Annotated in this window: 29 protein-coding genes and 1 pseudogene; 17 read left to right on the forward strand and 13 right to left on the reverse strand. The window is 39.8% G+C overall.

The window, feature by feature from the left end; genetic code table 11:
- The first annotated feature begins 478 nt into the window (after nucleotides 1–478).
- The gene (locus J2S10_RS18060) at nucleotides 479–760 is read left to right on the forward strand and encodes a phospholipase (protein WP_307410323.1); all 282 of its coding nucleotides are present in this window, start codon (nucleotides 479–481) and stop codon (nucleotides 758–760) included.
- Nucleotides 761–919: 159 nt separating this feature from the next.
- Nucleotides 920–1309 (forward strand): sporulation protein, encoded by a 390-nt coding sequence (locus J2S10_RS18065; RefSeq protein ID WP_307410326.1) that lies wholly within the window; start codon nucleotides 920–922, stop codon nucleotides 1307–1309.
- A 28-nt stretch (nucleotides 1310–1337) separates the two neighbouring features.
- Here the strand turns inward: J2S10_RS18065 and J2S10_RS18070 are convergent.
- A pseudogene (locus J2S10_RS18070) lies at nucleotides 1338–1784 on the reverse strand (alpha/beta hydrolase); the annotation flags it as partial.
- 356 nt (nucleotides 1785–2140) lie between these two features.
- Between J2S10_RS18070 and J2S10_RS18075 the strand changes: the two are divergent.
- From J2S10_RS18075 to J2S10_RS18110, 8 genes are all read left to right on the forward strand, one after another.
- Entirely contained in the window at nucleotides 2141–3385 is a 1245-nt protein-coding gene (locus J2S10_RS18075; RefSeq protein ID WP_307410328.1) for an MFS transporter, read from the forward strand.
- Nucleotides 3386–3461: 76 nt separating this feature from the next.
- A complete protein-coding gene (locus tag J2S10_RS18080; protein ID WP_307410330.1) occupies nucleotides 3462–4148 on the forward strand; it encodes an AlkZ-related protein in 687 nt (228 codons plus the stop codon).
- A gap of 329 nt (nucleotides 4149–4477) precedes the next feature.
- Nucleotides 4478–4639, forward strand: coding sequence for a YezD family protein (locus J2S10_RS18085; RefSeq protein ID WP_307410332.1), 162 nt, complete (start codon nucleotides 4478–4480; stop codon nucleotides 4637–4639).
- A 203-nt stretch (nucleotides 4640–4842) separates the two neighbouring features.
- Nucleotides 4843–5901: a sulfate ABC transporter substrate-binding protein gene (locus tag J2S10_RS18090; protein ID WP_307410334.1), complete on the forward strand. Its 1059-nt coding sequence runs from the start codon at nucleotides 4843–4845 to the stop codon at nucleotides 5899–5901.
- Nucleotides 5902–5951: 50 nt separating this feature from the next.
- A complete protein-coding gene (gene cysT, locus J2S10_RS18095; protein WP_307410336.1) occupies nucleotides 5952–6779 on the forward strand; it encodes a sulfate ABC transporter permease subunit CysT in 828 nt (275 codons plus the stop codon).
- Between the two features lie 9 nt (nucleotides 6780–6788).
- Nucleotides 6789–7667, forward strand: a complete 879-nt coding sequence (cysW, locus tag J2S10_RS18100) for a sulfate ABC transporter permease subunit CysW (RefSeq protein WP_307410338.1) — start codon at nucleotides 6789–6791, stop codon at nucleotides 7665–7667.
- A 1-nt stretch (nucleotide 7668) separates the two neighbouring features.
- The gene (locus J2S10_RS18105; protein WP_307410340.1) at nucleotides 7669–8739 is read left to right on the forward strand and encodes a sulfate/molybdate ABC transporter ATP-binding protein; all 1071 of its coding nucleotides are present in this window, start codon (nucleotides 7669–7671) and stop codon (nucleotides 8737–8739) included.
- A gap of 194 nt (nucleotides 8740–8933) precedes the next feature.
- Complete coding sequence (locus tag J2S10_RS18110) at nucleotides 8934–9380, forward strand: Gp49 family protein (RefSeq protein ID WP_307410344.1); 447 nt, start codon at nucleotides 8934–8936, stop codon at nucleotides 9378–9380.
- Between the two features lie 204 nt (nucleotides 9381–9584).
- Here J2S10_RS18110 and J2S10_RS18115 read toward each other — a convergent pair whose 3' ends face one another.
- The 4 genes from J2S10_RS18115 to J2S10_RS18130 form a co-directional block, all read right to left on the reverse strand.
- Nucleotides 9585–10706 (reverse strand): acetyl-CoA C-acyltransferase, encoded by a 1122-nt coding sequence (locus tag J2S10_RS18115; protein WP_307410943.1) that lies wholly within the window; start codon nucleotides 10704–10706, stop codon nucleotides 9585–9587.
- Complete coding sequence (locus J2S10_RS18120; RefSeq protein ID WP_307410346.1) at nucleotides 10702–12144, reverse strand: AMP-binding protein; 1443 nt, start codon at nucleotides 12142–12144, stop codon at nucleotides 10702–10704. The genes J2S10_RS18115 and J2S10_RS18120 overlap by 5 nt, the downstream gene beginning before the upstream one ends.
- 32 nt (nucleotides 12145–12176) lie before the next feature.
- The gene (locus tag J2S10_RS18125) at nucleotides 12177–12740 is read right to left on the reverse strand and encodes a biotin transporter BioY (RefSeq protein WP_307410349.1); all 564 of its coding nucleotides are present in this window, start codon (nucleotides 12738–12740) and stop codon (nucleotides 12177–12179) included.
- Between the two features lie 336 nt (nucleotides 12741–13076).
- On the reverse strand, nucleotides 13077–13376 hold the full coding sequence (locus J2S10_RS18130; protein ID WP_307410351.1) for a YciI family protein: 300 nt from the start codon (nucleotides 13374–13376) through the stop codon (nucleotides 13077–13079).
- Nucleotides 13377–13606: 230 nt separating this feature from the next.
- Between J2S10_RS18130 and J2S10_RS18135 the strand changes: the two genes are divergently transcribed.
- Entirely contained in the window at nucleotides 13607–13828 is a 222-nt protein-coding gene (locus J2S10_RS18135) for a hypothetical protein (protein WP_307410946.1), read from the forward strand.
- Nucleotides 13829–13876: 48 nt separating this feature from the next.
- Here the strand turns inward: J2S10_RS18135 and J2S10_RS18140 are convergent, their stop codons facing one another.
- From J2S10_RS18140 to J2S10_RS18150, 3 genes are read right to left on the reverse strand one after another with little or no spacing between them, the layout of a single operon-like run.
- Complete coding sequence (locus tag J2S10_RS18140; RefSeq protein WP_307410353.1) at nucleotides 13877–14263, reverse strand: SRPBCC family protein; 387 nt, start codon at nucleotides 14261–14263, stop codon at nucleotides 13877–13879.
- Nucleotides 14264–14297: 34 nt separating this feature from the next.
- A complete protein-coding gene (locus J2S10_RS18145) occupies nucleotides 14298–14753 on the reverse strand; it encodes an SRPBCC family protein (protein WP_307410355.1) in 456 nt (151 codons plus the stop codon).
- Entirely contained in the window at nucleotides 14734–15060 is a 327-nt protein-coding gene (locus tag J2S10_RS18150) for an ArsR/SmtB family transcription factor (protein WP_307410357.1), read from the reverse strand. The genes J2S10_RS18145 and J2S10_RS18150 overlap by 20 nt, the downstream gene beginning before the upstream one ends.
- 213 nt (nucleotides 15061–15273) lie before the next feature.
- Here J2S10_RS18150 and J2S10_RS18155 point away from each other — a divergent pair, with 213 nt between their 5' ends.
- The 4 genes from J2S10_RS18155 to J2S10_RS18170 all read left to right on the forward strand — a co-directional run bounded on the left by J2S10_RS18155 (nucleotide 15274) and on the right by J2S10_RS18170 (nucleotide 18006).
- On the forward strand, nucleotides 15274–15981 hold the full coding sequence (locus tag J2S10_RS18155) for an MBL fold metallo-hydrolase (RefSeq protein ID WP_307410359.1): 708 nt from the start codon (nucleotides 15274–15276) through the stop codon (nucleotides 15979–15981).
- 12 nt (nucleotides 15982–15993) lie between these two features.
- On the forward strand, nucleotides 15994–16560 hold the full coding sequence (locus J2S10_RS18160) for a TetR/AcrR family transcriptional regulator (protein WP_307410361.1): 567 nt from the start codon (nucleotides 15994–15996) through the stop codon (nucleotides 16558–16560).
- 92 nt (nucleotides 16561–16652) lie between these two features.
- Nucleotides 16653–17111 (forward strand): MarR family winged helix-turn-helix transcriptional regulator, encoded by a 459-nt coding sequence (locus J2S10_RS18165; RefSeq protein WP_307410363.1) that lies wholly within the window; start codon nucleotides 16653–16655, stop codon nucleotides 17109–17111.
- A gap of 277 nt (nucleotides 17112–17388) precedes the next feature.
- A complete protein-coding gene (locus J2S10_RS18170; RefSeq protein WP_307410365.1) occupies nucleotides 17389–18006 on the forward strand; it encodes an exonuclease domain-containing protein in 618 nt (205 codons plus the stop codon).
- Between the two features lie 98 nt (nucleotides 18007–18104).
- Here J2S10_RS18170 and J2S10_RS18175 read toward each other — a convergent pair whose 3' ends face one another.
- On the reverse strand, nucleotides 18105–19193 hold the full coding sequence (locus tag J2S10_RS18175; RefSeq protein ID WP_307410367.1) for a citrate synthase/methylcitrate synthase: 1089 nt from the start codon (nucleotides 19191–19193) through the stop codon (nucleotides 18105–18107).
- A gap of 107 nt (nucleotides 19194–19300) precedes the next feature.
- On the opposite strand from J2S10_RS18175, the gene J2S10_RS18180 reads away from it, so the two are divergent.
- Nucleotides 19301–20179, forward strand: coding sequence for a LysR family transcriptional regulator (locus J2S10_RS18180; RefSeq protein ID WP_307410369.1), 879 nt, complete (start codon nucleotides 19301–19303; stop codon nucleotides 20177–20179).
- 284 nt (nucleotides 20180–20463) lie between these two features.
- Here the strand turns inward: J2S10_RS18180 and J2S10_RS18185 are convergent, their stop codons facing one another.
- The 4 genes from J2S10_RS18185 to J2S10_RS18200 form a co-directional block, all read right to left on the reverse strand.
- The gene (locus tag J2S10_RS18185; RefSeq protein WP_307410371.1) at nucleotides 20464–20895 is read right to left on the reverse strand and encodes a VOC family protein; all 432 of its coding nucleotides are present in this window, start codon (nucleotides 20893–20895) and stop codon (nucleotides 20464–20466) included.
- Nucleotides 20896–21117: 222 nt separating this feature from the next.
- Nucleotides 21118–21630 (reverse strand): DinB family protein, encoded by a 513-nt coding sequence (locus J2S10_RS18190; RefSeq protein WP_307410373.1) that lies wholly within the window; start codon nucleotides 21628–21630, stop codon nucleotides 21118–21120.
- A gap of 483 nt (nucleotides 21631–22113) precedes the next feature.
- Nucleotides 22114–23340 (reverse strand): molybdopterin-dependent oxidoreductase, encoded by a 1227-nt coding sequence (locus tag J2S10_RS18195; RefSeq protein WP_307410375.1) that lies wholly within the window; start codon nucleotides 23338–23340, stop codon nucleotides 22114–22116.
- 331 nt (nucleotides 23341–23671) lie between these two features.
- Entirely contained in the window at nucleotides 23672–23821 is a 150-nt protein-coding gene (locus J2S10_RS18200) for a hypothetical protein (protein WP_307410377.1), read from the reverse strand.
- A 258-nt stretch (nucleotides 23822–24079) separates the two neighbouring features.
- Between J2S10_RS18200 and J2S10_RS18205 the strand changes: the two genes are divergently transcribed.
- Nucleotides 24080–25192, forward strand: a complete 1113-nt coding sequence (locus J2S10_RS18205; RefSeq protein ID WP_307410379.1) for a TDT family transporter — start codon at nucleotides 24080–24082, stop codon at nucleotides 25190–25192.
- Nucleotides 25193–25516: the final 324 nt, after the last annotated feature.

Consider the following 25516-nt stretch of genomic DNA (forward strand, 5'->3'; position numbering starts at 1 on the left):
TAATCCTACGATTTTTTTAAACTAATTAAACGTATAAGTAAACCCCGGTGAAATGGTCTTCTAGCATACCGCCTTCTTTTCCAGTTTGCAAATCCATTTATAATAACCTAACACAATCCGCTTCTTTGGCAAAATACCACTATCCATGGTATTTGAATTCTACAAACACATCAAAGACCGTCTGGAAAGCAATTGTAAATGACCAAATATGAACAATTTGGTTCGTTGTAGGTATTTTGTTTGTCTTAAAAGCAATTAAGTTAAATACGATAATTGCAATGATAAGTCCTATCATAAATTTTTCCTTTTTAATTTAAATTACCCCATACGAAAGGCCTTATTCTTTGGATTTCCAAATTGATGGAAGTTGGTTTTGTGATTTTCTATTTTAATGTACAAGCATGGGTATATTACCAATTCACTTTCCTACATAGTTCATATTTATATAGTAAGAATTGTTTAGGAGGAGTGTTGGGTAGTGCGAAGAAGAAAATCGATCCCTATCTGTATTTTCCCTGGATACCGATGGTGTGGTCCGGGATGCAGCGGACCGGGTGCTCCAATTAATGATGTTGATGCTTGTTGCCAGATGCATGATCTCTGCCTTAGCAGAGGGAATGCACCATGCAGCTGTGATTACGAATTTATGGAATGCCTTCGCAGGAAAATGAATCCCCAAACACAAAAAGGTAGGAATGCAGCTTTAATGTATCGATTCATGAAAATGAAAACATCGATTACATGCGGTAGGCGTTACTAGGCTTTTATATTTATTAAACCTTTTATCGAACACCGGTAAAGGGTTTTTTGTGGGCCTATTTTCCTTTAGCTAAAAAAAATCAAAAAGTACAGGGATGAAATAAATGTTAAGCCATATAAATGTTAAATCAGTAGAAAAGTTTAACTAGGAGGTTACCCATTGATACTTAGAAAATATTTGTCTCTTTTAGGAATTGGGTCAGCACAAATTGATCTTATCCTTCAAAAGCTAACATACAGGCCTGGTGAATCTGTTCAAGGATATTTTTTGATCAAAGGCGGGACGATTGAACAACAAATCAAACAAATTGAATGTGAATTGGTCTTAATCGACAAAGTGAAGAAGAAAGAAGAAGTAATTGATACGACTACTATTTTGTTAACGACTCGTATTGATCCTGAGGAATCGAATAAAGTTGAGTTTACTTTTCAGCTGCCTCGTTCAGTTCCTGCTTCTTCGGAAAAAATATCGTATCGTTTTAAGACGAAACTCACGTTTACAAAAGGTGTTGAAAGCTTCGACCAGGATATTATCAAAATCATAGAATAAATGCTTTGGAAAAAAAAAGCAATGCAATCTAATGAATTGCATTGCTTTCAGTAAATAAATAGGAAACGATTTCAGGGATTCTTTTTCTAAAAAATAAATAGTCGTGTTCGTAATCGTTTAAAATCTCAAATCTCGTATTGATCGCTTTTTCACTTAAAATTTCATAGATGGCTTTACTGGAGTTGAGGAACGCCTCACTGATTCGCTCTTCTTCACCGGCTTCCCTCGTACCGCAATCCATATAAAATCGTTCGATTGATGATAGATCGGAATTTCTTAATAGCTTCTCAATATCCTCCTGGTTGCGATAAAACGCAGGAGACAAAATCGCCACTCTGGAAAAAATCTGCGGATAGCGGCAAGCGGCATACGTAGTAATGAGCCCGCCTAATGAAATTCCCGCCATTGAGGTATTGGTTTCGAGAGTTCGATACTTATGGTCGATTAGTGGTTTCAGTTCTTGGATAATAAAGTCTAAGTATGCTTCACCTTAAAGTGAAAGCAGCTATCCGCCAGTAAACCCAGTTTATCCGACAATAACTCCACAAATAAATAAACTTAATTTTTCCATAAATGATAAAATTTCCTTGAAACTTGAAATTAAATAAAGTAAGATGAAAAGACGAAGCTTTGAAAGGGTGACCATTAAGCCAATGAACTACTAATCCTATTTTTAGAAAAAAATTCGTATTAAAAACGAACATATTTCTGGATAGGATTAGTGCGGGCTTTTTTAATATAAAAGAATTTACAGAAAATTTGGTGCATTTTACCTTTTTGTGATTCTTTTGCCTGCCTCCTGTCCAGAATGATGGATAAGGAGGTTTTTTTATGACGAACACAAATTCAGAAATTAACATGGGGGCATTGTTCCGTAATCCGGTGATCCGCACCATCTTGCTGTCAGCATTTTTTCTCCAAATTGGCATATGGGTGCGAAATTACTCAATTCTGTTATACGTGATTGAACAAACACATGAAAATCCCGTAGCAGTTTCGCTTATTTCTGTTGCCGAATTTGCCCCGATTTTTCTATTCTCATTTATCGGTGGGACATTTGCGGACAGGTGGCGCCCGAGACGAACGATGATTTGGTGTGATTTCCTTAGTGGAGTTTCGATTTTTGTCGTATTGATTACACTATTGTTTGGAAACTGGAAGGTTATTTTCTTCGCGACACTTGTTTCATCGATTCTTTCGCAGTTTTCACAGCCATCGGGCATGAAACTGTTCAAGCTTCATGTAAAAGAAGAATTGATTCAGCTCGGTATGTCAATGTATCAAACATTATTTGCTGTATTTATGATTCTTGGTCCAATTATCGGAACCTTTATTTATCAGCATTATGGCATTAGTGCAGCCATTGCCATCATGGGAATTGCCTTTATGCTTTCGGCAGCTATTTTATTTATGCTGCCTCCTGACCGGGAAATCGAGGATAGTCAGGTGAAAACAACCCTGATGCAGGAAATGAAAGCCGGATTCAGCTATGTTTGGAACAGCAGGGCGCTGACATTGCTTGGCGGCTGTTTTGCCGCTGCAGGTTTGGCATTGGGGCTAACCCAGCCGCTTGCGGTTTTCATTATTACCGAGCGATTAGAGTTACCGAAAGAGCAACTGCAGTGGCTGATGGCTGCTTTTGGAATCGGGATGATTTTGGGAGGCGGTCTTACGATAGGTCTGGCGAAAAAAACACCTCCGCAAATTCTGTTAGCAGTTGGTATGGCCGTCAATGCTGTCGGGTTGATTGTGGTGGGGCTATCAGATCAACTATGGATCACCTTAATAGCACAATTTATCAGCGGATTGTTTATGCCTTGTATACACATCGGCATCAATACGATGATTTTGCAGAACACAGAAGAAGCCTTTATTGGCAGGGTCAACGGTATTTTAAACCCGTTGTTTATGGGGACGATGGTCATCAGCATGAGTGCCAGCGGCTGGCTGAAACAATCCTTTTCGCTTCTAGCAATGTATGAAACCTCGGCACTGTTATTATTTATCGGTGTTCTTGCCCTCGTGCCGCTTTTTAAGCGGGCTCCTAGGGTATTGGAAAATGGCGAAAAAGTGTAGCATTTCATGCTTTAAATCGCCGGGTTACAGTATCCCGGTGATTTAAAGCGATTTAGTTTAAAGGAGAATGGTTGGTATGGTTGAATTGAAGGAATATAAGATTAGTAGCTATGATGAAGCAATAAATGTGATTAAGGAAGTCGGTTTTCTTCCGCTCTCCTCTTTAATCCCCAACTATCCTTCACTTGATAGCATTACGTCGAAGGAGCAGTGGCATACGGGCTCGGAATTCGACCCTTGGATGTGGCGTGCGCAATTTCCGGTGGATGGAGCTGCTGCATACGGCAAATTCGTAAAGAAAAAATCGGTTCTAATTTCTGCCGATCTGCTTCCTATAATCAGAGCAATAGTAGGTTCCAAGCGCTCGGTGAAGGAGCGATATCAGGATGGATTGGTTTCAAGAGAGGCTTTGGAATTGTTTTCGCTTATCTGTGAGGAAGAAGGAATTGACACTAGAGTATTAAGAGTTAAAGCAGGGATGAAGGATAAAGAAAAGAAAAAAGCATTTGATAACGCCCTGTTAGAATTACAAGAATCCATGGATATTGTGGTGTCAGGTACCAAGGAGAAAACAAACGAATCAGGCGAGAAGAACGGCTGGAGCAGTACGTCCTTTGAAACAATGGAACATTGGGCAAAAAATCATGCTATTAATCAATCTATAATTGATCCGGATGAGGCGAAAAAGGATCTCCGGAATCATTTTGCTACCATGTGCAGCCCGGAATCAATGAAAGCTTTAGGTAAAATTTTTAATTTTTAAAAAGATAGATTATTAAAAGAACCTTTTCAAGAAAATTAAAAAACCTACTTGACACGTAGGAAAAGTCAGAATAAAATGTAAATAATTTAAAGGATTCCCAATTACGATACGGAAGCCTAGTAAAATATTTAATAATTAGCTGATTGGATAACCAAAGGCTTATACTCACTAACGTGAGTATAAGCCTTTTTTAGTCGAAAGGAGCCTGGTCAGTATGACCCATCCTCTTAATAAGTGCAGTCCGCATTGTTGCACAGTGAAAATTTTTCATCATAAAAACCTAGTAATCTTATAAGATATTAAGAATTTAAAAATTGGGAGATGATTAAATGGCGGTAGTTGATCAAGCGAAAGTGAATTTCATTTTATCGACTCTAAAAAATATGGAGTACGGTTCTGTCATCATTACGGTTCATGATGGTACTATCACGCAAATTGATAAAACAGAGAAAACCCGTTTCGGGGCTAAAAAACCTCTTCATAAAAATTAGGTGACAACACCGGAACTTTTTTACTTAACCAAAAATAGCCGATCAGTCGTACTGAAGGCTGCTTATTTTTTGAATGTGAAAAGAGCTTGTTCATTGAATCTTCAATCGTATTGATTTGCGATTTGGTTAAATTCGGGCAAAGCTCTTCCGCATGCTTCAAAAAAATAAGCAGCCTTTTTGTATATAAAAAAGGGGGAAATAAAATGTTGAAAAATCAAAAAAATCTATTCAAATTTACACTTGTTTTAATCTTATTGACCGTTCTCCTCGCAGCCTGCAGCAGTAATAAGGGAGTAACAAGCCAAAAAACTACAGAAAAGAAAACCTCGGTTGAATTATTGAATGTATCATACGACCCAACCAGGGAGCTCTATTCACAGTTCAATAAGGCATTTTCTAAATATTGGGAAGGTAAAACAGGCCAGCCTGTTACGGTTAAACAGTCGCATGGCGGTTCGGGAAGCCAAGGACGTGCGGTCATTGACGGCCTTCAAGCCGATGTTGTGACATTAGCACTCGCCAATGATATCGATGAGATCGCAAACAAAGGGAACCTGCTTGCGAAGGACTGGCAGACAAAGCTGAAGGATAATTCGACTCCCTATACTTCGACGATTGTTTTTCTCGTTAGAAAAGGAAACCCAAAGGGCATTAAGGATTGGGATGATTTAACCAAAAAAGGCGTTTCCGTTATCACTCCAAACCCTAAGACATCAGGAGGAGCAAGATGGAATTACCTGGCGGCTTGGGCTTATGCGCAAGAAAAATATAAAGGCAGTGAAAAAGAAATTAACTCATTTATGAGTCAATTATATAAAAATGTCGCGGTATTAGATTCAGGAGCACGTGGTGCTACGACTACCTTTGTCGAACGGGGAATTGGAGATGTCTTAATTGCTTGGGAGAACGAAGCCTACTTGACGCTTAATGAATTAGGAAAGGACAAATTTGAAATTGTGATTCCTTCCCTTAGTATTCTGGCGGAACCTCCGGTAGCCGTTGTTGATAAAAATGTGGATAAAAAAGGTACCAGAAAGGTAGCAGAAGCCTATCTAAATTATCTTTATTCAGATGAAGGGCAGGAAATTATCGCAAAAAATTATTACCGCCCGCGAAATCAAACGATTCTGGCAAAGTATCAAGATCAATTTCCAAAAATGAATTTAGTGACGATTGATGACTATTTCGGCGGCTGGAAAAAAGCCCAGGAGAAGCATTTTAATGATGGCGGAACCTTTGATCAAATTTATCAGCCGAAATAGGGGCATTTTATCCGCAAATCTAAACAGCTCATACGAAAGGAGTCAACTCCATGGCTCGATTCCAAAGTTTAAAGAAAAATAGCGTCCTACCGGGTTTTGGATTATCGCTTGGATTTACGATGTTTTACATTAGTATCCTGGTTATTCTGCCATTATCGATGATTTTTTTAAATTCTTTCACCGTTGAATGGTCAAAAATTTGGAGTACCATTTCTGACCCTAGAGTGGTGGCCTCCTATCGGCTTAGCTTTGGCGCTTCCTTCACCGCCGCACTCATCAATGTGATTTTTGGGGTGTTAATCGCCTGGGTTTTGGTTCGCTATCGGTTTCTAGGCAGCCGCATCATCGACGGACTAGTAGATTTGCCGTTTGCTTTACCTACAGCGATTGCGGGTATTGCCTTAACCACCTTGTATACGCAAAATGGCTGGATTGGCAAGTTCCTCAGCTTCAAAGTCGCCTATACACCTCTTGGCATCACACTTGCCTTAACGTTTATCGGCTTGCCGTTTGTGGTTCGAACAGTTCAGCCTGTATTGCAAAGCCTGGATCACGAAATAGAAGAAGCTTCTGCTAGTTTAGGAGCTAACCGGATGCAGACATTTGTAAAAGTTATTCTGCCTGAATTGCTTCCCGCAGCTCTGACAGGATTTGCGCTTGCATTTGCCCGGGCTCTTGGGGAATATGGGTCGGTTGTGTTTATCGCAGGAAATATGCCGATGCGTACAGAAATTACCCCGCTGTTAATCATGACAAAGCTTGAACAATACGATTATGCCGGAGCTACGGCGATTGCAGCGGTTATGCTTATATTTTCGTTTATCCTGTTATTCATTATTAATCTATTACAATGGTGGACTAACAAAAAAATTTTATGAGGTGTCATTATGGCTGGAAGTGTTTCTTTGCAATATTCCAATACACAGCTCCAAACCACGGTCAAACCTTCTGAACCGCGACTGGTGCGCTGGATACTTATTATTCTTGCCCTAGCATTTTTAGGTTTATTTTTGGTGCTGCCGCTTGTGGCCATTTTTATCAAAGCGTTTGAAAAGGGCGGCGAAGTTTTTCTATCTGCCATCAGCAATCCCGACGCTTTATCAGCGATCAAGTTAACCTTTTTAGTTGCTCTAATTACGGTTCCTCTGAATGCGGTATTTGGGATTGCAGCAGCCTGGGCGGTTACCAAGTTTCAATTTAAGGGAAAGAATCTCTTGATTACGGTTATTGACCTTCCATTTGCCATCTCGCCAGTAATTGCGGGATTGGTATTTGTCTTATTATTCAGTTCCCACGGTTTGTTTGGACAATGGCTGTTGGACCATAATCTAAGAATTATCTTCGCCGTACCCGGGATTGTCCTGGCGACACTTTTGGTGACATTGCCATTTGTTGCCCGAGAGCTGATTCCGTTAATGCAGACACAAGGGACAGCAGATGAAGAGGCGTCATTGACGTTGGGGGCGAGCGGGTGGAAGACGTTTCTATTGGTGACCTTGCCGAATATTAAATGGGGCCTATTGTATGGAATGATTTTGTGCAGTGCCCGAGCGATTGGAGAATTTGGTGCCGTGTCGGTGGTATCAGGTCATATTCGCGGGGTAACGAACACAATGCCGCTTCATATTGAAATTTTATACAATGAATATCAATTTTCCGCGGCCTTTGCCGTTGCTTCGTTAATGTCATTGCTCGCGATCATCACGTTAATTGTGAAAAATTTAGTTGAGTGGAAAGCCAAAAAGTCCTTTGGAGGAGAAGTGTAAGATGAGCATTAAAATTCAAAATATCTCAAAATCGTTCGGTACCTTTAATGCGCTTGATAATATTACAATTGATATTCAAACAGGTGAACTCATCGCCCTTCTTGGACCGTCCGGGTCCGGGAAAACATCACTTTTAAGGATTATTGCGGGATTGGAAGCGGCGAATCAGGGATCCATCCTGTTTGGAGAGAAGGATATGACTCATATTAACACAAAGGAGCGTAAAGTCGGCTTTGTGTTTCAGCATTATGCCTTGTTTCGGCATATGACGGTGTTTGAAAATATCGCCTATGGATTAAAAGTGAGGCCTAGAAAAACGCGCCCTTCGAAACAGGAAATTGAGGAGAAGGTAAATGAATTGCTTAAGCTAGTGAAACTGGAGGCTTTTGCCCATCGTTATCCCTTCCATTTGTCCGGAGGGCAGCGGCAACGGGTTGCGCTGGCAAGAGCATTAGCGGTTGAACCGAAGGTGCTTTTATTAGATGAACCGTTCGGGGCCTTAGATGCAAAAGTTCGAAAAGATCTTCGCAGATGGTTACGTAAGCTCCATGATGATTATCAGATTACCAGCATTTTTGTTACTCATGATCAGGAGGAAGCACTGGATGTTGCTGATCGGATTGTCGTCATGAATGATGGAAGGATTGAACAAATCGGCACCCCGGAGGAAGTATATGAATTTCCTAAAAGTCCGTTTGTCTATCAATTTTTAGGAAATGTAAATTTATTTAAAGGCCGCCTGCATAATGGGAAATTAAAACAGGGCAATTTTGAAGTGGATGCAACGGAGTTTGCGGGAGCGGAAAATAGAGAAGCAGTTGGTTATGTCCGTCCTCATGATATCAGTATCGAGCGCCAGACAAGTGTGAATGCTGTTTCTGCTAAAATTAGTCATATTCATTTTGTGGGAGCTTCCGTTCAGCTGGAATTGATCCGCAAAGATACAGGTGAATTTTTAGAAGCAGAGTTAACGAAGGAACGCTATCACAGTTTACATTTGAAACCCGGTGAGGATGTGTTTGTGAAACCAAAACAGCTGCGGGTGTTTATACCGGAGGACTATTCAATATAAAAAAGAGATGATTTGGAAAGTAAAAATTATTAATCAAATGTTTGACTGAAAAGGGCGGTTCTTAAATGACCCGTCCTTTTTTTGTTATGTATGCTTTCATATATTGAATAAGTTTCATAGCATAAATATTTAATGAATAAACTATTTACGTGTTGGGTTTCTAAAATAAAGAATAGTTAATGGGGGAGTGGAAGATGAGATTTTTTCAAGTAATAGGAATACCGGGTAATAAAGTGGAATTGTTGGAGTATACACCTAATGGGATGGTGAAATTAAGAGATTTAGGAACCAATAAAATAATCGAAACAACACAGCATGCCTTTGAAATGGCATTTGAGGCAACAGTGTACTCAGTTGCAGCAAATGAAAAAGAAAAGACCAAAGTGTTGAATAAGAAGTTAACACAAAAGGATATAGATACGATTTTAGAAAAATCACAAATGGAAATTTTCGAACTGTTTGGTAAATGTACACTGGTAGCTGTTAAGCTCCAAAATGGTTTTATTATTACCGAATCAACTGCTTGTGATGATCCTGCTAACTATAATAAAGAGACGAACATTCAAATATGTTTAGAACGTATCAAAAATAAGATTTGGGAATTTGAAACTTACAACCTACAAAGTATGTTAACTGATTAAAGGAGATTACAGTAATTGCTTCAAATAACCATTCAAAAGAGCATACTTAAAAATGTTATTTTAAATTTAAGATTATAAGTGAGTTCCTCAAAAACATAAATATAATGTCTTACATTAAAAAGGATAGATAAGACCAAACAAAATACTTTTTCTATCCTTTTTTGTACAATAAATAACCTCATTTACTACAACAACGTACCGTTATTAACCAATCACTTCACTTGAACCTTCCGCCATCACTTCAAACAGCACCGCAACGCCAATTCCGCCGCCGCTTCCAATCGCAGCGAGCACGTACTTTGCTCCCTTTCTTCGTTGAACTTCATAGAAAAGCCGTGTGACAAGGATTGCACCGGACGCACCATAGGGGTGGCCAATTGTTAAGGCACCGCCCGACACATTCAGTTTTTCAAATGGAATCCGGAGTTCCTGTGCGCAGGCAGCTATTTTCGAAGCAAATGCTTCATTGATTTCGAACAAATCAATATCCTCAATGGTCAGCCGGTTTCTTTTTAAAAGAGTCCGGATGGCGGGAACAGGGGCAATTCCCGGAAACTGAGGATGCACGCCTGCAACCTCGCTGTCGACAAAACGAAGCACGGGCGGAAAGCCAAGGCGTTCCGCCGTTTCCTCCTCCATCACCAAGACAGCTGCGGCCCCGTCATGAATGCCGCAGCTGTTGGCTGCCGTGACAGTGCCATTTCCTTTGATAAAAATAGGTTTGGCCCGATTTAGCAGGGCCGGCATGTTTCGCTCCTTTAGAAGCTCTTCATCCTGGTCCTGTTCCTCAATCGGAACGATTTCTTCCTTATAAAGTTCTTTTTTAAAAGCTGCCCGGGAACGTTCATAACTTAGTAGTGCAAATTGATCCTGCATATCTTTGGTGATTCCGTATTCCCGCGCCACATACTCGGCGGCAGTTCCCATATCCGGGTCTCCAATGCTGTCAGGAGAGAATCGCGCTCTTTTTTGAAAGGGGGAGGTGCTCGTACTTTCAACACCGCCTGCAAGATAGCACTGACCGGCACCGCCTTGAATCAAATAGCATGCCATCCGAATAGCCTCAAGTCCGGCACTGCATTGACGATCAAGTGTTAATCCGGTTGCCGAAAGGGGCAATCCTGCTTGAAGGGCCGAAACCCTAGCAACATTTCCGCCGGGTCCTGTCACATTTCCCAAAATAACATCATCAACCAATTCTTCGATACAGCTTGCAAGCTCGCTAAGGACGGGTGAGGCCAGCTCATGGGTCTCCAGGGCTTGGAGCATTCCATTCCTTTTGCCAATCGGGGTCCGTTTTGCTTTTACGATGACTGCTTTTTTAATGTCTGTTCACCTTGCTTTCGATTAATTCTCTCACTTGAGGGCGGGCGATTTTCCCGCTCGTTGTATGCGGCATTTCGTCGACAAACACCCATTTTCTGGGGACTTTAAAGGAGGATAAAGTTTGCCTGCAACGTCTTTTTAACTCCTTCTTGCGAGCATTGCCTTTTACAACAGCGGCTACGATTTGTCCCCAATAGGGGTCAGGAACGCCGATTACAGCTACCTCCTCCACTCCCGGATGCCCACTTAGCACTTTTTCAATTTCTTCGGGAAAAATATTGATCGCACCATATAAGATCATGTTCTTTTCCCGGCCTTGGATAAAAAGAAAACCGTCTTCGTCCAAATAGCCCATATCATGAACTGTAATCCAGCCATGTTCGTCATGAATGGTTTGGAGGGTGCCTTCATTTAGATATCCGATAAACGTCAGCTTGCTTCTGACAAAAATCTTCCCCGTTTCATTGGGAAGAGCCGGCTCCGAGTTTTCCTTCCGGATTTGGATTTCTACGTTGTGACACGGCTTTCCGACAGAACCGGGCTTTTGATGTTCGGTTAAAACGGTAACAAAACTAAGCTCACTTGCCCCGTAGAATTCATACATCGACATATTGGGAAACATAAATTTCATTAATTCTTTTGAATGTTCTTCCCATTTTGCTCCAGATGATAGGATTTTTAGCGGTTTTTCAATGGCTCGTTCCAGTTTATGCAAGGCTGCCAGCATGGTAGGGACCACGTAAATAGTGGTAATCGGCTGCAATTCAATGATTGACAGTGTCTGAGTAGCAGAGAATTTTTCAAGCAGGTAAACGCTACCGCCCAAATATAAGGTGCTTATGGCGCCGTAGAGAAAATGAGAATGAATTAATGCCCCGGGAATAAGAACCTGGTCGGATTCATCAAGATGAAAATCAACACGATTACAATCAAAGCTGGCCACCCATGAGTCATGGGAGCGAATAAATGCTTTCGGCACACCGGTAGTGCCGGAGGTAAACCCCATATAGAATGGCAGTTTCCCGTCGGCCGGCTGTGTTCGGGCTTTAGAGAACAGGTTTATTTTTCGAAAACAATCCTCCCAAAGCAATACATGATGATGAAGATGTTTTACATTGGGATACAGCTCTTGCGTTGTGATAAATACCGAAGGGCGTGAAAGGCTCAGTCGCTGGAGCAGTTCCGCTTCTGTCCACTTCGGGTCAAAGGGAACCGAAGTCCAGCCTGCCAGCGAAGCACCTGTGAACAGCTGCAGGAATGGGATTCCGTTTGGCAGTAAAAATCCTAATGTATGATTTGCGAGATTAAGAGAATCAAGCCAATTTGCGGTTTGGCAAACTTTTTCATTCCATGTTTTATAGGTGATTTTTTCATGCAGGGTTTGCAGGGCAATTTTTTCAGGGGATTGGTCTGCATATGTATCAGTAATCGTCGCCACGTGAATTCTCCTTTTTTGAAAAAAAGAGACACCTAAAGTGTCTCAGCGTTTTTCTGTAGTGTACGATAAATGACTGGTGACTTCAAGAGTCGGAAAACGAGATAAGAAGCGATTGATGCCTTCAATACATCGCCTGGAATATAGATAAGACTTAATTGGATCGCTTTAAATAATGGGATATGCATCACGAATGCCTGCACCGGAATCCCAATTAGGTAGATTAAGAAGATGCCAACGGTTAGGTTTACTAAAAGTATATTCCACAAGCGCAATTGGTGAAAACGCGAAATGAGAAGGCCAATGCAAAAAGCGGTAAGCGGATAGGAAAGTAGGTAACCGGCACTCGGTCCGACAAATACTCCGATGCCCCCGCGGCCCCCGGATAATAGTGGAATTCCCGCTGCAACTACGAGAAGGAACACAATCATTGACCACGCTCCGCGTCTTGCCCCTAACACTCCGCCGGCAAGAAGAACACCTAATGTTTGCAGGGTAATCGGAACAGGTGTGAACGAAAGCATGATGGGCGGAACCAAGCCTAGCGCCCCCATAAAAGCAACAAATAAAGCGATTAACGTAATGTCTAAAATCTTCATAACCCATCTCCTGATTATATGTAGTAGATTCTTATTTTTCTAATTTTAATTGTAAAAGGGGATACGAGTTGTGTCAACTTATATTTGATTTTAGTTAACATAAAAGAGGGCAAAAAAAAGATTGGTGTCAGCACCAATCAAATTATGGGAAGTTTTTAAGAAAAGAGTTCCTCGAACCTATTTCCTAGTTAAGTTACCTTTATATTAAAAGAAACTTGTGGAGAAGTTAGGGGGAAGTTATGTGGAAGTTGTGAAGATGACTCGATATTTTAAAGCACCGGTGTATTGTCACCGGTGCTTTAAAATGGATACTGCGGTAATTTATTTTTGTGCTTTTTACAGATGCTGCAGCCTTGCAATCTTAAATGGATGGAATTCTGTATCAGTTATTCCTGATTGAACTAGAGGATCATTTTCAAACATGCTGCGGGCTGCATCCTCCGTTTCAGCTTTATAAATGACCATTCCAAAGGCCCCGTCTGAGCACGCCCCTGACAAAAGCAGTTTATCCTCTGAATGCAGCTTTTCACAATAGGCAAAATGCCGGGCAAAAATTGCCTGTTCTTCCGGTGTCATACTTTGGACGAAATTTTCCCGTTTAGGTATAGCACGTCCCACAAAATAAAGAAGTTCCATTGTCAACGCTCCTCTTAACTATTCTGAATCACGCCATAACTATAGCAAATTTTGGCTCTTTTTTGCAAAATGGTTAATATAATTAAGCTCTTAATTATTAAGGATAATAAATGTTGTATGACGATAATTGCCGTATACTAGGAGTAGGGATATTCACAAATTTGTTGAAATTACAATCTTTTTACTATTGATAAAGTGAATACGTCTGGAGGGGAAACGATTTGATTAGAATGGCTGTAGCGGGTGTTGTCGGTTTTATTCTGATATTTGTAGAGGCAATGATTGTTATGTATTTTAAAGGATACCAAACGATTGAATTTGGGGGATTAGTTCCCTTTATCAACATATGGGCAATGAATTTTTTCTTGGTTTTTTCCTTCCTGACACAACTCACAAATTGGTACGAGAACAGGGAAGGATTTGAAAAAGGCGAGGAAGATAATAGCTTTTAATATAATCGAAAAAAGTGCCAGGGGACATTCTCCCGGCGCTTTAATCTGTTAACCTGCGTATTTTTCTAAAGGGTTCCAATAATTCTCATGCCAGCCCGCTTCCAAATGTTTTCCTTCTTCTTCAGGAAAACCAATTTGGCTGAAAACTAAAAGTGTTTTGGAGCCTTGCTCTTTAAGCTCGAACTTAGCGATGGAATACACACCCTCCGGCCAATTGGCAACTCGCCAAGCTTGGACGATTCGCTGATTTGGAACTAATTCAATGTTTCTTCCTAAAATCATGCCGCCAAAACAAGAGAAGGTGCCACCTGCTTCGGGACTAATCTCAGTTGGTGCCCCTGTTAGCTCGCCGAACTGCTTCCCATCGGTGAGTGCTGCATAAATGCGATCCGCTGTAGCTGAGAATTCAACTTCCTGATGAATGGTAGTAGACATTGTTTTTCCTCTAATTTTAAATATAATTTAGTGTTTAATGCATGGGTATAACGGACCATGGATCCACTCCGGGATTCTGTCCTTCCGCGAATTGCTTAATGCGTGGCATGTAATGTGCCCAGCCTTGTTGATGCGACGGGATTTGTTCAAGTGGTAAATCATAATGGGTCAAGACTAGATTAGTTCCGTTTTCTTTCGGAGTCAGTTGAAATTTAACGGTGCTTGTCCCGGGAGGTACCACCTTCGATTTCTCCCAGCCCCAAGTCATCACGATTTTTTCATACGGGACAATTTCAATATATTCTCCCATAGCGATATCGGAGCCATTGACATCAATCCGATATTTACCGCCGATTTTTGGTTCAAGCAGAACCTGCCTGCCCATCCATCGCACCAATTTTTCGGGATCGGTAAAGAACGAAAACAATGTTTCCGGACGGCATTCGATAAAAATTTCTTTCCTTATTATTTCATTGTCTGCCTGATTCATGATTTCTCCTTTCTTCTTCTTCTGCAGCTTCTTTCAATAGATGTAAACTATCATCCCAAAAACGGTCAATGTACTGTTTTATTTTTGCAAAACCTTCCCTTCTAATACTGTAATACCGTTTTGTTCCAGATCTTCGTACCACAACAAGACCGGATTCTTCGAGAACTTTGAGATGTTGAGAGATTGCAGGAGCGGAAATGTCAAAATGTGAGGCAATCGCGCTGGAGGTAAGCTCTCCACCACGAACGAGATTAAGGATTTCTCTACGTCTTGGCTCTGCAATAGCTTGAATAACTTTTTCAATCATGATGTTAATTTAGCACATGCTTAATTAAGTGTCAACTTAAATAACGAGAGATTTAAATTCACATAAGTATCATTTGGAAAAATAAGATAATTTATAAGCACATGTTCCATGTTTTTTAAAGTAGGAAGAAATTTTTTCCAAAACGACTTGATAAAACTAATATTATTAGTTAAAATAAAACTAATGATATTAGTTAAAAGGGGATGAGGCAAAATGAGAATGATTAAAAAAGGTTTCTTGTATCAGGTGACGTTTATGCCCAATGTTTTTCCGGTGAATTGCTATTTGGTGGAGGAAGAGGATGGATTAACTTTGATTGACGCGGCTTTACCTTATAGTGCAAAGGGTATTTTAGAGGCAGCCGGTAAAATCGGAAAACCGATTACCAAAATTGTGCTGACCCATGCCCATGAGGACCATGTGGGTGCTCTGGATACTATCAAAGAAAGTTGTCCTGATGTACCTGTTTATATATCGAACCGAGATAACAGATTAATGAATGGGGACCGAACTCTTGACCCAAATGAGGATCAAACACCGATAAAAGGCGGTGCTCCTAAAAAACTTAAAACAAGAGCCAATGTATTATTGAAGGATGGAGAACAGGTCGGATCGTTAACAGCCATCGAATCTCCAGGCCATACACCGGGATCGATGTCGTTTTTAGATACGCGGAGTCATGCATTGATTGCTGGTGATGCCTTGCAAACAAGAGGAGGGATTGCTGTTGCGGGAGACGTGAAACCGTGGTTTCCCTTCCCGGCATTTGGTACTTGGAGTAAAAATACATCCTTAGCAAGTGCGAAAAAGTTAGTGGGGTATGGCCCGAAATTGCTTGCTGTCGGGCATGGCGAAATGGTGGAACACCCTGTAAAGGTAATGGAACAAGCGATTAACAATTTGGAGAGGAAATTAAAATAAGGAGCTTAAAACATGTCACCCAGACCAAAAGTTGGACTCGAATTTACGAAAATACTTGAAGCAGCAGGAGAGCTGGCCGACGATTATGGAATGCAAGAGGTCTCATTAGCTAACCTGGCCAAAAAACTAAATATCCGTCCTCCCTCATTATATAACCATTTTGATGGCTTACAGGGGTTAAGGAAGGAATTGGCGATCTTTGGAATAGACTTTCTTTATGCTGAATTAGCACAGTCAGCAATCGGGGTGGCACGTGATGAGGCCGTGATTGCCCTAAGTAAAGCCTACATCAATTTTGCCCGAAAGCACCCGGGGATTTATGAGGCGACACTAATGGCACCTGACCCGGAAGATATGGATGTCCAGCTGGCAGGGGAGAAGGTCGTAAATCTAACGGTTCGTATCCTGCAGGCATTTAAATTAGAGGGCGATAAAGCAATACACGCAGTAAGAGGATTACGAAGTATTTTACACGGTTTTTCCTCACTGGAACAAAAACACGGATTTAACATGGAACTGGATTTAGATGAGAGTTTGGTGATGACGGTTAGGGCATTTTTAATAGGGATTACCGGCTGATCAATAGTGATTTTTATTTGCCATTGCGTTAAAATAGTTCATAAATGAACAGTTCATTTATGAACTATTTTTTTAGGAGGGACTGATACTAAATGGATTATCATGATGAAAAAGTTAAGAAGGCAATCGAAGTGCTGCAATCTTATTGGGCAATTAACAAAGCTACTGCCAAATTCACACAGCAAAATGCGGAGCGTTTGGGCCTAACGTTGCAGCAATTATCAATCGTAAATCTTCTTAAATTCACTCCGGGAATAACTCTTAAAGAAATTACCCAAAGACTTTTATCCGCGAAAAGTACTGTCAGTGTCAGTGTAGAGGGCCTTGTTCAGCTTGGTTTTGTAGAACGGCAGACATCAACCGGGGACCGCAGAGAAATTAATTTGCGGTTAACATCTGAGGGAGAAAAAGTATCCAAAAGCTCCACGCAAAATCCTTATTCCTATCAAGCGATGGTTACTGCATTAGAACAAATGGAAGAAACAGAAATTGGGCAGATCGTTGATTTAAATAAAAAATTATTGGAAAATCTGCAAAAAGTTGAGTTTTAAGCAGGTTTTGAGTCTATTTTTATTAAATCGACTGTTTTCGAAACCATTTTGATGCTGTTTAACGATCACAGTCCTCTCTTATAATCCTTTATCAGCGGGAAATTACATTTTATCCGCGAATCTTGATAGTTTATCCGCGGATGCAAATAAAACAAAAGTTGAGATTTAGATAAAAAAAACGATTCCCCTTAAGGTTCTCATGCCATCCTTGGGGCTTTTTGGTAATAGGATAGGAAGTTAACCTCTGCTATAATAGAAGTAACATTAGGATAAAAAGGTGATCACTTTGCGGAAATCAGAAAAACTAGGATTGGTACTCGACGTTGAAACCACCGGGCTCGGGCCGACAACGGATGAAGTTATCGAACTCGCTTTAAAATTATTTTCATATCGAACCGATACGGGAGAGATCATCGAGGTGCTTGAGGAGGATTCCTTTTTAAGAGAACCAATTTCATCCTCCGCACGGAACAATTATGACCGCGCATTTCGTGTTCATGGAATCCCTTATGAATCAGTTAGGGGAAAAAGCTTTTATGATGTAAAAATCAAGACATACTTCCATCGGGCCGACACGGTATTTGCTCACAATGCCTCATTTGACCGCAGCTTTCTTTATCAAATGTATCCGGAGGTTAATGAGTTAAAGTGGTATTGCACGATGAAAAGTGTTCCTTGGAAAAACTATGGCTTTGCTAATGCAAAACTCCTTACACTATTGCAGTCTCATAACATCACAAATTACCAAACACATAGAGCACTTGACGATATTACATACCTGATGGAACTGCTCAAAAAATCAAGCCCGAACGGCAATCTCTATCTTCAAGAGGTCCTCGAATATGGCCCGATGAGAAAATATCAGCCAGCCACTTCTCGAAAGAAAATGGGATAATAGCAATCAAAAGCCTCCAATGCGTGGATATTCTTACGCATTGGAGGTTTGTCTTTTCAGGGTGGACAAATGGTCGAAATGTCCACGAACGGTGCCTGTCACCGAAATGTTCCAACATACCTAGATTGAGGCCTAAATATTGTGTTGTTTTCGGCCTGTTCGAGAACGTGTGCCGTCCAGCCGACCATTCTGCTTGCGGTAAAGGTGGGGGTGAATAGTTCTGCGTCCATATTGATTGCTTTCATGATGGCTGCAGCGTAAAATTCAACATTTGTGTAGAGGGAGCGGCCAGGCTTAAGTTCTGCCAATAAGTTTATCGCAGTGTCTTCAACTTCCATGGCCAAGTCGAGCCACTGATCTTCTCCCGCCATTTCCAATAATTTAGCTTTTAAAGAAATGGCCCGGGGATCGCGAGTTTTGTAGACTCGATGCCCAAACCCCATTAATTTTTCTCCTTTGGCTAACCTTTCACGGATTACTTTTTCTGCATCACCAATCAGAGCAATCTCATTTAGTAGCTCGATAACTCCTGAAGGAGCACCGCCATGAAGGGGTCCTTTCATCGTACCGATTGCTGCCGTGACGGCTGAAACTAAATCCGACTCGGTAGATGCCGTTACCCTGGCTGAAAAGGTAGATGCGTTCATGCCGTGCTCAAGAGTTAAGATCATATACGTTTCGAGTGCTTCAATATGTGCTTTTATAGGCACTTTTCCATTCATCATATAAAGGTAATTTGCAACAAAGTCTAAGTCACTCCGATGAGAAACAAACTCTTTTCCCTCTAACTGTCTTTTTCGATAAGCAATAATCGTAGGTACCAGGGCTGTTAACCTGATTGCCTGTGAGGTTGTCGGTTTCCAGCCATAATCTAAATTGCCGGCCTCAGCTGAAATAACGGTCCTAATGACACTCATCAAATCCATGCTTGGCGGGAGCTGGTCTAAGATAACCCTTAAATTTTCTTGCAGATCACGGTTGTCCTTCAACTGCTTTTTAAGCGTATTTAACTGGGTCACATCAGGAACATGGCCGAACCAGACGAGGTAAGCGGCCTCCTCAAATGAATATCTCTTCGTTATGTCCCTTATTTCATATCCCCGATAATATAACTTGCCTTTTTCTCCATCAATATGACTGATTAAAGTTTCTGCCGCGACAATGCCTTTTAAGCCTTTTTCAATCATAAAAATCGCTCCTTTCTTTATTTAGTAATATTCTATAAAATAAATATAATTAAGAATATTGAATATTTTTAAAGTAATTGATTACTATTTTTAATAAGGAGAAAAATATGGAATTTCAGTGGCTAAACACTTTTATTACGGCTGCAGATTGCGGGAATTTCCGAAGAACATCAGATATTTTATATATTTCGCAGCCTTCCGTTACGGTCCATATAAAACAGCTTGAAAAAGAGCTTGGTATCCTTCTGTTCCATCGGGAAGGGAAAAAAGTAAAACTGACCGAAGAAGGGAAAAGGTACCTGGTTCATGCTAAGAGATTGCTGGAGGTTTATCAACGAGGCCTCGAGGATTTACACTCTTTTAACCAAGGGTACACAGCAAAATTATCAATCGCCATTTCACCGCTGATAGCAGATACCATCTTGCCGTTTGTCTTAAAAAGGTATACAAAACAGCATCCGGAAGTAGAGATTTCCGTCAAAATTATCGAATCCATCGATATTGAGCAGGCAGTTTTAAAAGAAGAAGTCGATATCGGGCTTTCTTGTTTAAACAGCAGCAATCCCAATTTGATTTGCGGGCCTTTATCCAAAGATCGAGTTATACTGGTTGCACCCCATGATGGAAGAGATTCCGAAACAGCGCCTCCATTAGATGAAAAAGTGGTGTTGACGACCAATTATCTTTTAACCCACAATCATCCAGGGTATTGGGAAAATCTTTGCACGATAGTAAAAAGTAAATATCCAAGTGTACGAATGATGAAGGTGTCACAAATTCACATTACAAAAAGATTTATTATTGAAGGCCTAGGGGTTTCCTTCCTCCCGACAGCGACAGTCAGAAGGGAATTATTGGAAGGGAGGCTGTTAGAGGTAAATTGTTATACCATTAACTTACCGGAAGCTAACACGTACGCAGTTATGAAATATGAGCATTCTACGCAAAAGGAATTTTTAAAGTTTATTTCAAACTATAGGTTGTAGAAGGATGAGCCCTCTATTTCGAGAGAAGGAGATATTTATTATGTTTTCATAGGATGGCTGTATTTTGATGAACCCAAGAAAAAAGGCCCTGCTCGCATCATGTGATGCGAACAGGGCCTTTTTGTTTCATGTTTCCCGTATGTAAATTCGAATGATGAAAGGGTATGGGTGAATATAAGGAATCGAATTGCTGATTCAAACAAGCTAACTTCACAAAATAGATGTATTCAGCAGGTATGCCCTCAAGGGAAAAATTCCAATCAGAGTAGTATCAACATCAATAATTATTGATGTGGTTTGCCTTCAGTGAAAATTTGGAAGTTCACACCGAATTTGTCAGTTACACTTCCGTAAGCAGGGCTAAAAAAAGTTTCCTGAAGCGGCATGGTTACTTGTCCGCCATCCGTTAATGCATCATAAATTTTTCTTGATTTTTCTTCGTCATCAGTAGAAATACAGATCGTCACTTGATTTCCACTATGGTGCGGTTGTCCTGGGAATGTGTCGGAAAACATAAGTTCAGATTCGCCGATTTTTACAGTTGCGTGTGACACACGGTCCTTTGCTTCTGCTGGTAATGGAAAATCAGGGTTTTCGGGCATTTCTCCGAATGATTGAACAAAGAGAACTTGGGCATCCATAGCTTTTTCGTAAAAGCTGATTGCTTCTCTTGCATTTCCGTTCATTACTAAATAAGGAATTAATTTCAATGTCATAAATAAACAACTCCTTGGTTTATAAGTATTTTTATTTTTCCTACGATGCACGAATCTCTGAATGACAGGTCTCCTAATGCCACTTGTCAAAGAAAACAGCATACCTCCTATTATTACCCCATAAATTGATTATAAAACAAAGAACGTTTGTTCGCAACAGGATTTTTGTGTGTCCTCAACACGTGGACAAAGTCGTGTTTTGTCCACGAACGGTGACAGGCACTACAAGTATTTTTCATTAATTATTTTTCGGTGGTGCATTTCATGTCCTGCGATGATGTAGGCGATGGCACCTGCTGTAATTTCTAAGTTGTTTGCGATGCCTTTATAGGACCACGCTTCTTCTGGCATATTTTGAATGAGGGTGATAGTGGCCCTTCTTGTTGCGATAAAGTCATTTAGGATGTTTTTGATTGGAATCTTGTTGATTTGGGAGCCTTTAACGTAAAGATTTTCATCAAATCCCGCTAATGGTGTATGATCACCGCGACCAACTCTGAGCAGGCGGTAGCTCATGATTCTTTCCGTATCTGTTATATGCCCCAGCACCTCTTTGATGCTCCATTTCCCCTCCGCATAGCGAAAAAGACTATCCTCATCAGAAATCCCCGCAAAAAGGTTTTCCATCTTTACAAGATTTTTTTCTAAAGTCTGTAACAGGTCACCTTCCGGAACTAGTTGAACGTAAGGAACATAATACTCAGGAAACTCGTTTTGATTTGGACGTTGTAACATGTGATTCTCTCCCTTCCATTTTCGCACATCGATTCCGATTAAGTTAATGTCGTTCGGAACCACGGCCATTTTAAAAAATAAACCATCTCTGGTGAAACAACATGTTGCAAAGGATGACGGTTGCTAACCCTTTACTTAATTATAACCACCCGCAGACCAATCCTGCCATATTATTCATAATGTTCACATAGATAAAAGTGGTTTGGTTAATGAAATTTTTGGAAGATTAATTGTAGTATTATAGTATAGTTTGAGAGTATGTCTATAATTCTGATAGATAACCTAAAAAAGGTGGTACAATCCATTGCGGGATATTTCAAGAATAGAAAACATTGTAAATGACTCGTTTAAGGTGCTGAATGGTTTGCCCGCTTACATTTCGCTTGAGCAAAAGGAAAAGCCCCAAAGGGCAATGTCCGCAGGTAACATAATGACGATAATCGATTTTCTACTGCCAATTTGCTTTCCCTTCCTTACCATTCCTTATGTGTTGACCCAGGCATCTGTTGAATACCCTCGTTCTTCCCAATATCCGATATGATCCTCTTTGATAAGTTGAATCCTGTTTAACCATTTAACTGATTTGTAAGCGTACATTTTAGGTACGATTAATCGAACTGGACCGCCGTTCTTTTGATTTATTAACTTTCCGTCCAATAAAACAGCAACCATTATATCGTCCTGCAATGCTTGTTTTATTGTTAAGGTATCTGTATAAACTCCATCAGCTGAATAAAATTTTACGTATTTTGTTTCTTTTTTAATACCAGCGTCCTGGAGAAGCTTTTTCAATGGAATCCCTTCCCACGTAATATCGTATACACTCCAACCTGTTACACAATGGAAATCACTTACTTGAACATTCCTTTGAAGCTTAACAAACTCACTCCAATTATAATGTTTTGGCTGTTCGACTAAACCATCAAGGGTGAAGCTCCAATTTTCATTCGTTAGTTTTGGAATTTCTGTTACCGTATAGTACCGAAATTCTCCCTTTTTACCGCCTCCTATTGGTGGGGAAGAATTTGCAGAAGGCAGTGGTAAAGGCGTAAGTTGATTACCATCTGTTAAAGTTTCTGTCGGTCCGCCAGCGGGAAGATAAGCCCGAAGCCATTTTGTCATAGAAGGTAAAAAAGCAAGTGCAATGATGCTTCCGCTTAACACCTTTAAAAATGTCCTTCTTTTGTAAATAGGATTTTGATCATCAATTATGAACGGTTCTTGTACTCTTTTTTCAGGTTTTGTTTTCACGATCTGCTTAAACCATTGGCTTCTAGTAATGCTGTGATAAATGGCATACGGCACCCCGAACCATGTAGATAAATCATGGATGAAAAGGGACCATGAGCTTACAATAGGTGGGAATAGTCTATGATAAGTTAACAAGAAACCAGAGACAATCAATAAAATTAAGATAACTAAGAAAAAGTAAAGATTGATCCGGTTATTTTTCTTTTTTTGAAGTGTCTTTATATGCTGTTTCATTTTAGGAAGATATAATAGCAATGGAAGACAAAGGAATACTCCGACCCAAATGTGAAAATCTCTTATCCATACCCTGACTGACGGAAATATGGATCGAAATGTAGAAGAAAATAAGATAAATCCTGTAACACTTAACACCAGAAATAATAGTGCATTTGAATGATGCAATCGAATAAGTCTTTTTCCAAAATTTAATTTCCTTTGAAAAAAGAGTCTATAATTCATCTGTCTCTCCTCCCTTACGTTTATGAATGGGGTTAACAATAGTAAAAGTACTTCCCTCACCGAGGTCGCTTGTGACAACGATTAATCCGTCATGATTTTTCTGCTATCGTGTCGATCGACATAGATAGCTGGAATCTGGTTAGGTAAGTCAACTTTCATTTCAATCTTCTTCTTTTCCGTGTGCAAACATCTAAAATGGAGGGTTCATCATCAACTAGTAAAATCCGATTTACCACAGATATTCATCCTTAAAGAAATTTACTATTATTTTATCACTTCCAATAGAAAAGTAATAAGTTTAACAGGTTTTCACTTTTTTAATCGGTGTGCATCATTTATTGTTATCCATCTTATCTTTATTGCTCATATCGTTCTTATCTTTCATATCTTGATTTTTCATCTTATCGTCTTTACCCATACTATCCTTGTTTTTCTGTATTTCACTTTGCTTCATACTATTATTGGATTTTGAACCATCCATCGCACCATTCCCGCATGCTGCTAATACAACAATCCTACAAAACCTTCGCAATTAAACATTACAAAATGATCGTCTATAAAAATATTTATAGCCAATCATTTGCTGGCAGGAAAGCCCCAATATCTGTGCTTGAAAAACAAGACTCATCATGCGTTACTAAGGTATACATTTTTTTCTATGAGAAAAAATAATCTTTTTGTCTGTGATAAATGTTACAATTAAGTGAACAATGGAAAAATGTTTTTAGGGTGATAAACGGTGTTATATTTTTCTCTATTTATCGTTTTTAGTGCTTGTATGGTCGCTTTTCTGTTCTTTAACAAAATCTATATTCATACATCCACAATGGCGGTTGTAATGGCATTAGGCATTATTACACAAGGTGTCCTGTTAAACTTTTTTGGCACTCACTTTTTTCATGGAGTTTTCGGAAAAATCCTCACAGTCATTGACTTAGCCTTATGGAATTCATTTTCCTTCTCTTTTATATTGTCATTTCTTAATAAAAAGTTTAGAGAAATCCATTATTTCCGTCCCATTAATCGATTTGGGATGGGAACGTGGGTGGCGGGTACATCGATTTGTGGGATATTAATTTATAAACAGTTTCATGAATGGGTTTTAATAGCCAGGTTAATATCCTATTTTAATCTAGGTTTATGGCTAATATACATTGGCTTATGTGTAAAAGCTTTTTACGATATTTATAGGAAAGAGCTTTCAAAAAACGTTCATGGTATTCTGCTGTTAACAACTGTTAGCACGCAATCGATTGTCCTCTTAATTAGTACTGTGTTTAAGCATATACCTATCAAATTGGATATTCTATTTATCTCTTTAGGTGTGAGTTTCTACATTTTAAGCACCTTTTTGATTATAAGACGGTACTGTACCAAAGATGATTCAAGATTAATAGAAACAGAGTGGAATAATACCAATTGCATTCTGCATGGGGCCTTGTCGATTACAGGCCTTGCAAGCCTGGTTTCACATGCAGCGAGTAAACAGGGCGTAATGGTGATTTGGATTTGTGCTGCCGCTGTTTTCTTGATCGTTGAAGTACTTGAGGTTTATCGTCTAGTTAAGCGGATAAAAAGCTACGGCTTAAAAAAAGGGATTTTCATTTATGATGTCAGTCAGTGGAGCAGAGTTTTTACTTTTGGAATGTTTTATACGTTCACCTATTTAAATAATCCGAACTATTTCTATTTTGCGCTCATTCGTAAAATGGTCATCTTGGCAGGAATTTGGGCCATCCTCGTTCTTGTGTTAATTGAACTGCTTCTTTGCATAAGACACGTTTTCAAAATTTACCTAAATCACGCAAATAAGCACCAAGTAAATTCAGCAAGTGCAAACTCCTCATTATAATTGGGGAGTTTTTTTAGCATTCGGGAAATTATTCAAAAATTTATTCATAAAATTTTTCCAATTCGTGCATTCTAAATGAAAAAAAGGATTGTCTATAATGAAAAATAATAAAATGTTTCTGCTCTCAAATGTTACTGATATTTTTGACTAAATCGGTACTTATGTATGGTTTTCAAGGTTTGGCAGGAAAATTCCAAAGGAAGCCGTCTCGAAAATACTATTTTAAAAAATATTTTATATTATAGGCAACGGTGGTCACCCCTCCCGTTGCTTTTATACGTTTACATCGTTTTTCTTTTAGGGAAACTTAATAAATTGGTATAA

Source organism: Neobacillus ginsengisoli (genome assembly GCF_030813055.1).

What these genes read in the sequence shown, in the direction of transcription:
- J2S10_RS18200 (WP_307410377.1), bottom strand. Translation starts at nt 23,821, where the DNA reads ATGGATGGTTCAAAATCCAATAATAGTATGAAGCAAAGTGAAATACAG.
- J2S10_RS18130 (WP_307410351.1), bottom strand. Translation starts at nt 13,376, where the DNA reads ATGGAACTTCTTTATTTTGTGGGACGTGCTATACCTAAACGGGAAAAT.
- J2S10_RS18190 (WP_307410373.1), bottom strand. Translation starts at nt 21,630, where the DNA reads ATGTTACAACGTCCAAATCAAAACGAGTTTCCTGAGTATTATGTTCCT.
- J2S10_RS18135 (WP_307410946.1), top strand. Translation starts at nt 13,607, where the DNA reads ATGGCTGTAGCGGGTGTTGTCGGTTTTATTCTGATATTTGTAGAGGCA.
- J2S10_RS18085 (WP_307410332.1), top strand. Translation starts at nt 4,478, where the DNA reads ATGGCGGTAGTTGATCAAGCGAAAGTGAATTTCATTTTATCGACTCTA.
- J2S10_RS18150 (WP_307410357.1), bottom strand. Translation starts at nt 15,060, where the DNA reads ATGATTGAAAAAGTTATTCAAGCTATTGCAGAGCCAAGACGTAGAGAA.
- cysT (WP_307410336.1), top strand. Translation starts at nt 5,952, where the DNA reads ATGGCTCGATTCCAAAGTTTAAAGAAAAATAGCGTCCTACCGGGTTTT.
- J2S10_RS18160 (WP_307410361.1), top strand. Translation starts at nt 15,994, where the DNA reads ATGTCACCCAGACCAAAAGTTGGACTCGAATTTACGAAAATACTTGAA.
- J2S10_RS18195 (WP_307410375.1), bottom strand. Translation starts at nt 23,340, where the DNA reads ATGAATTATAGACTCTTTTTTCAAAGGAAATTAAATTTTGGAAAAAGA.
- J2S10_RS18175 (WP_307410367.1), bottom strand. Translation starts at nt 19,193, where the DNA reads ATGATTGAAAAAGGCTTAAAAGGCATTGTCGCGGCAGAAACTTTAATC.
- J2S10_RS18185 (WP_307410371.1), bottom strand. Translation starts at nt 20,895, where the DNA reads ATGACATTGAAATTAATTCCTTATTTAGTAATGAACGGAAATGCAAGA.
- J2S10_RS18180 (WP_307410369.1), top strand. Translation starts at nt 19,301, where the DNA reads ATGGAATTTCAGTGGCTAAACACTTTTATTACGGCTGCAGATTGCGGG.
- J2S10_RS18165 (WP_307410363.1), top strand. Translation starts at nt 16,653, where the DNA reads ATGGATTATCATGATGAAAAAGTTAAGAAGGCAATCGAAGTGCTGCAA.
- J2S10_RS18090 (WP_307410334.1), top strand. Translation starts at nt 4,843, where the DNA reads ATGTTGAAAAATCAAAAAAATCTATTCAAATTTACACTTGTTTTAATC.
- cysW (WP_307410338.1), top strand. Translation starts at nt 6,789, where the DNA reads ATGGCTGGAAGTGTTTCTTTGCAATATTCCAATACACAGCTCCAAACC.
- J2S10_RS18125 (WP_307410349.1), bottom strand. Translation starts at nt 12,740, where the DNA reads ATGAAGATTTTAGACATTACGTTAATCGCTTTATTTGTTGCTTTTATG.
- J2S10_RS18145 (WP_307410355.1), bottom strand. Translation starts at nt 14,753, where the DNA reads ATGAATCAGGCAGACAATGAAATAATAAGGAAAGAAATTTTTATCGAA.
- J2S10_RS18105 (WP_307410340.1), top strand. Translation starts at nt 7,669, where the DNA reads ATGAGCATTAAAATTCAAAATATCTCAAAATCGTTCGGTACCTTTAAT.
- J2S10_RS18075 (WP_307410328.1), top strand. Translation starts at nt 2,141, where the DNA reads ATGACGAACACAAATTCAGAAATTAACATGGGGGCATTGTTCCGTAAT.
- J2S10_RS18110 (WP_307410344.1), top strand. Translation starts at nt 8,934, where the DNA reads ATGAGATTTTTTCAAGTAATAGGAATACCGGGTAATAAAGTGGAATTG.
- J2S10_RS18140 (WP_307410353.1), bottom strand. Translation starts at nt 14,263, where the DNA reads ATGTCTACTACCATTCATCAGGAAGTTGAATTCTCAGCTACAGCGGAT.
- J2S10_RS18080 (WP_307410330.1), top strand. Translation starts at nt 3,462, where the DNA reads ATGGTTGAATTGAAGGAATATAAGATTAGTAGCTATGATGAAGCAATA.
- J2S10_RS18155 (WP_307410359.1), top strand. Translation starts at nt 15,274, where the DNA reads ATGAGAATGATTAAAAAAGGTTTCTTGTATCAGGTGACGTTTATGCCC.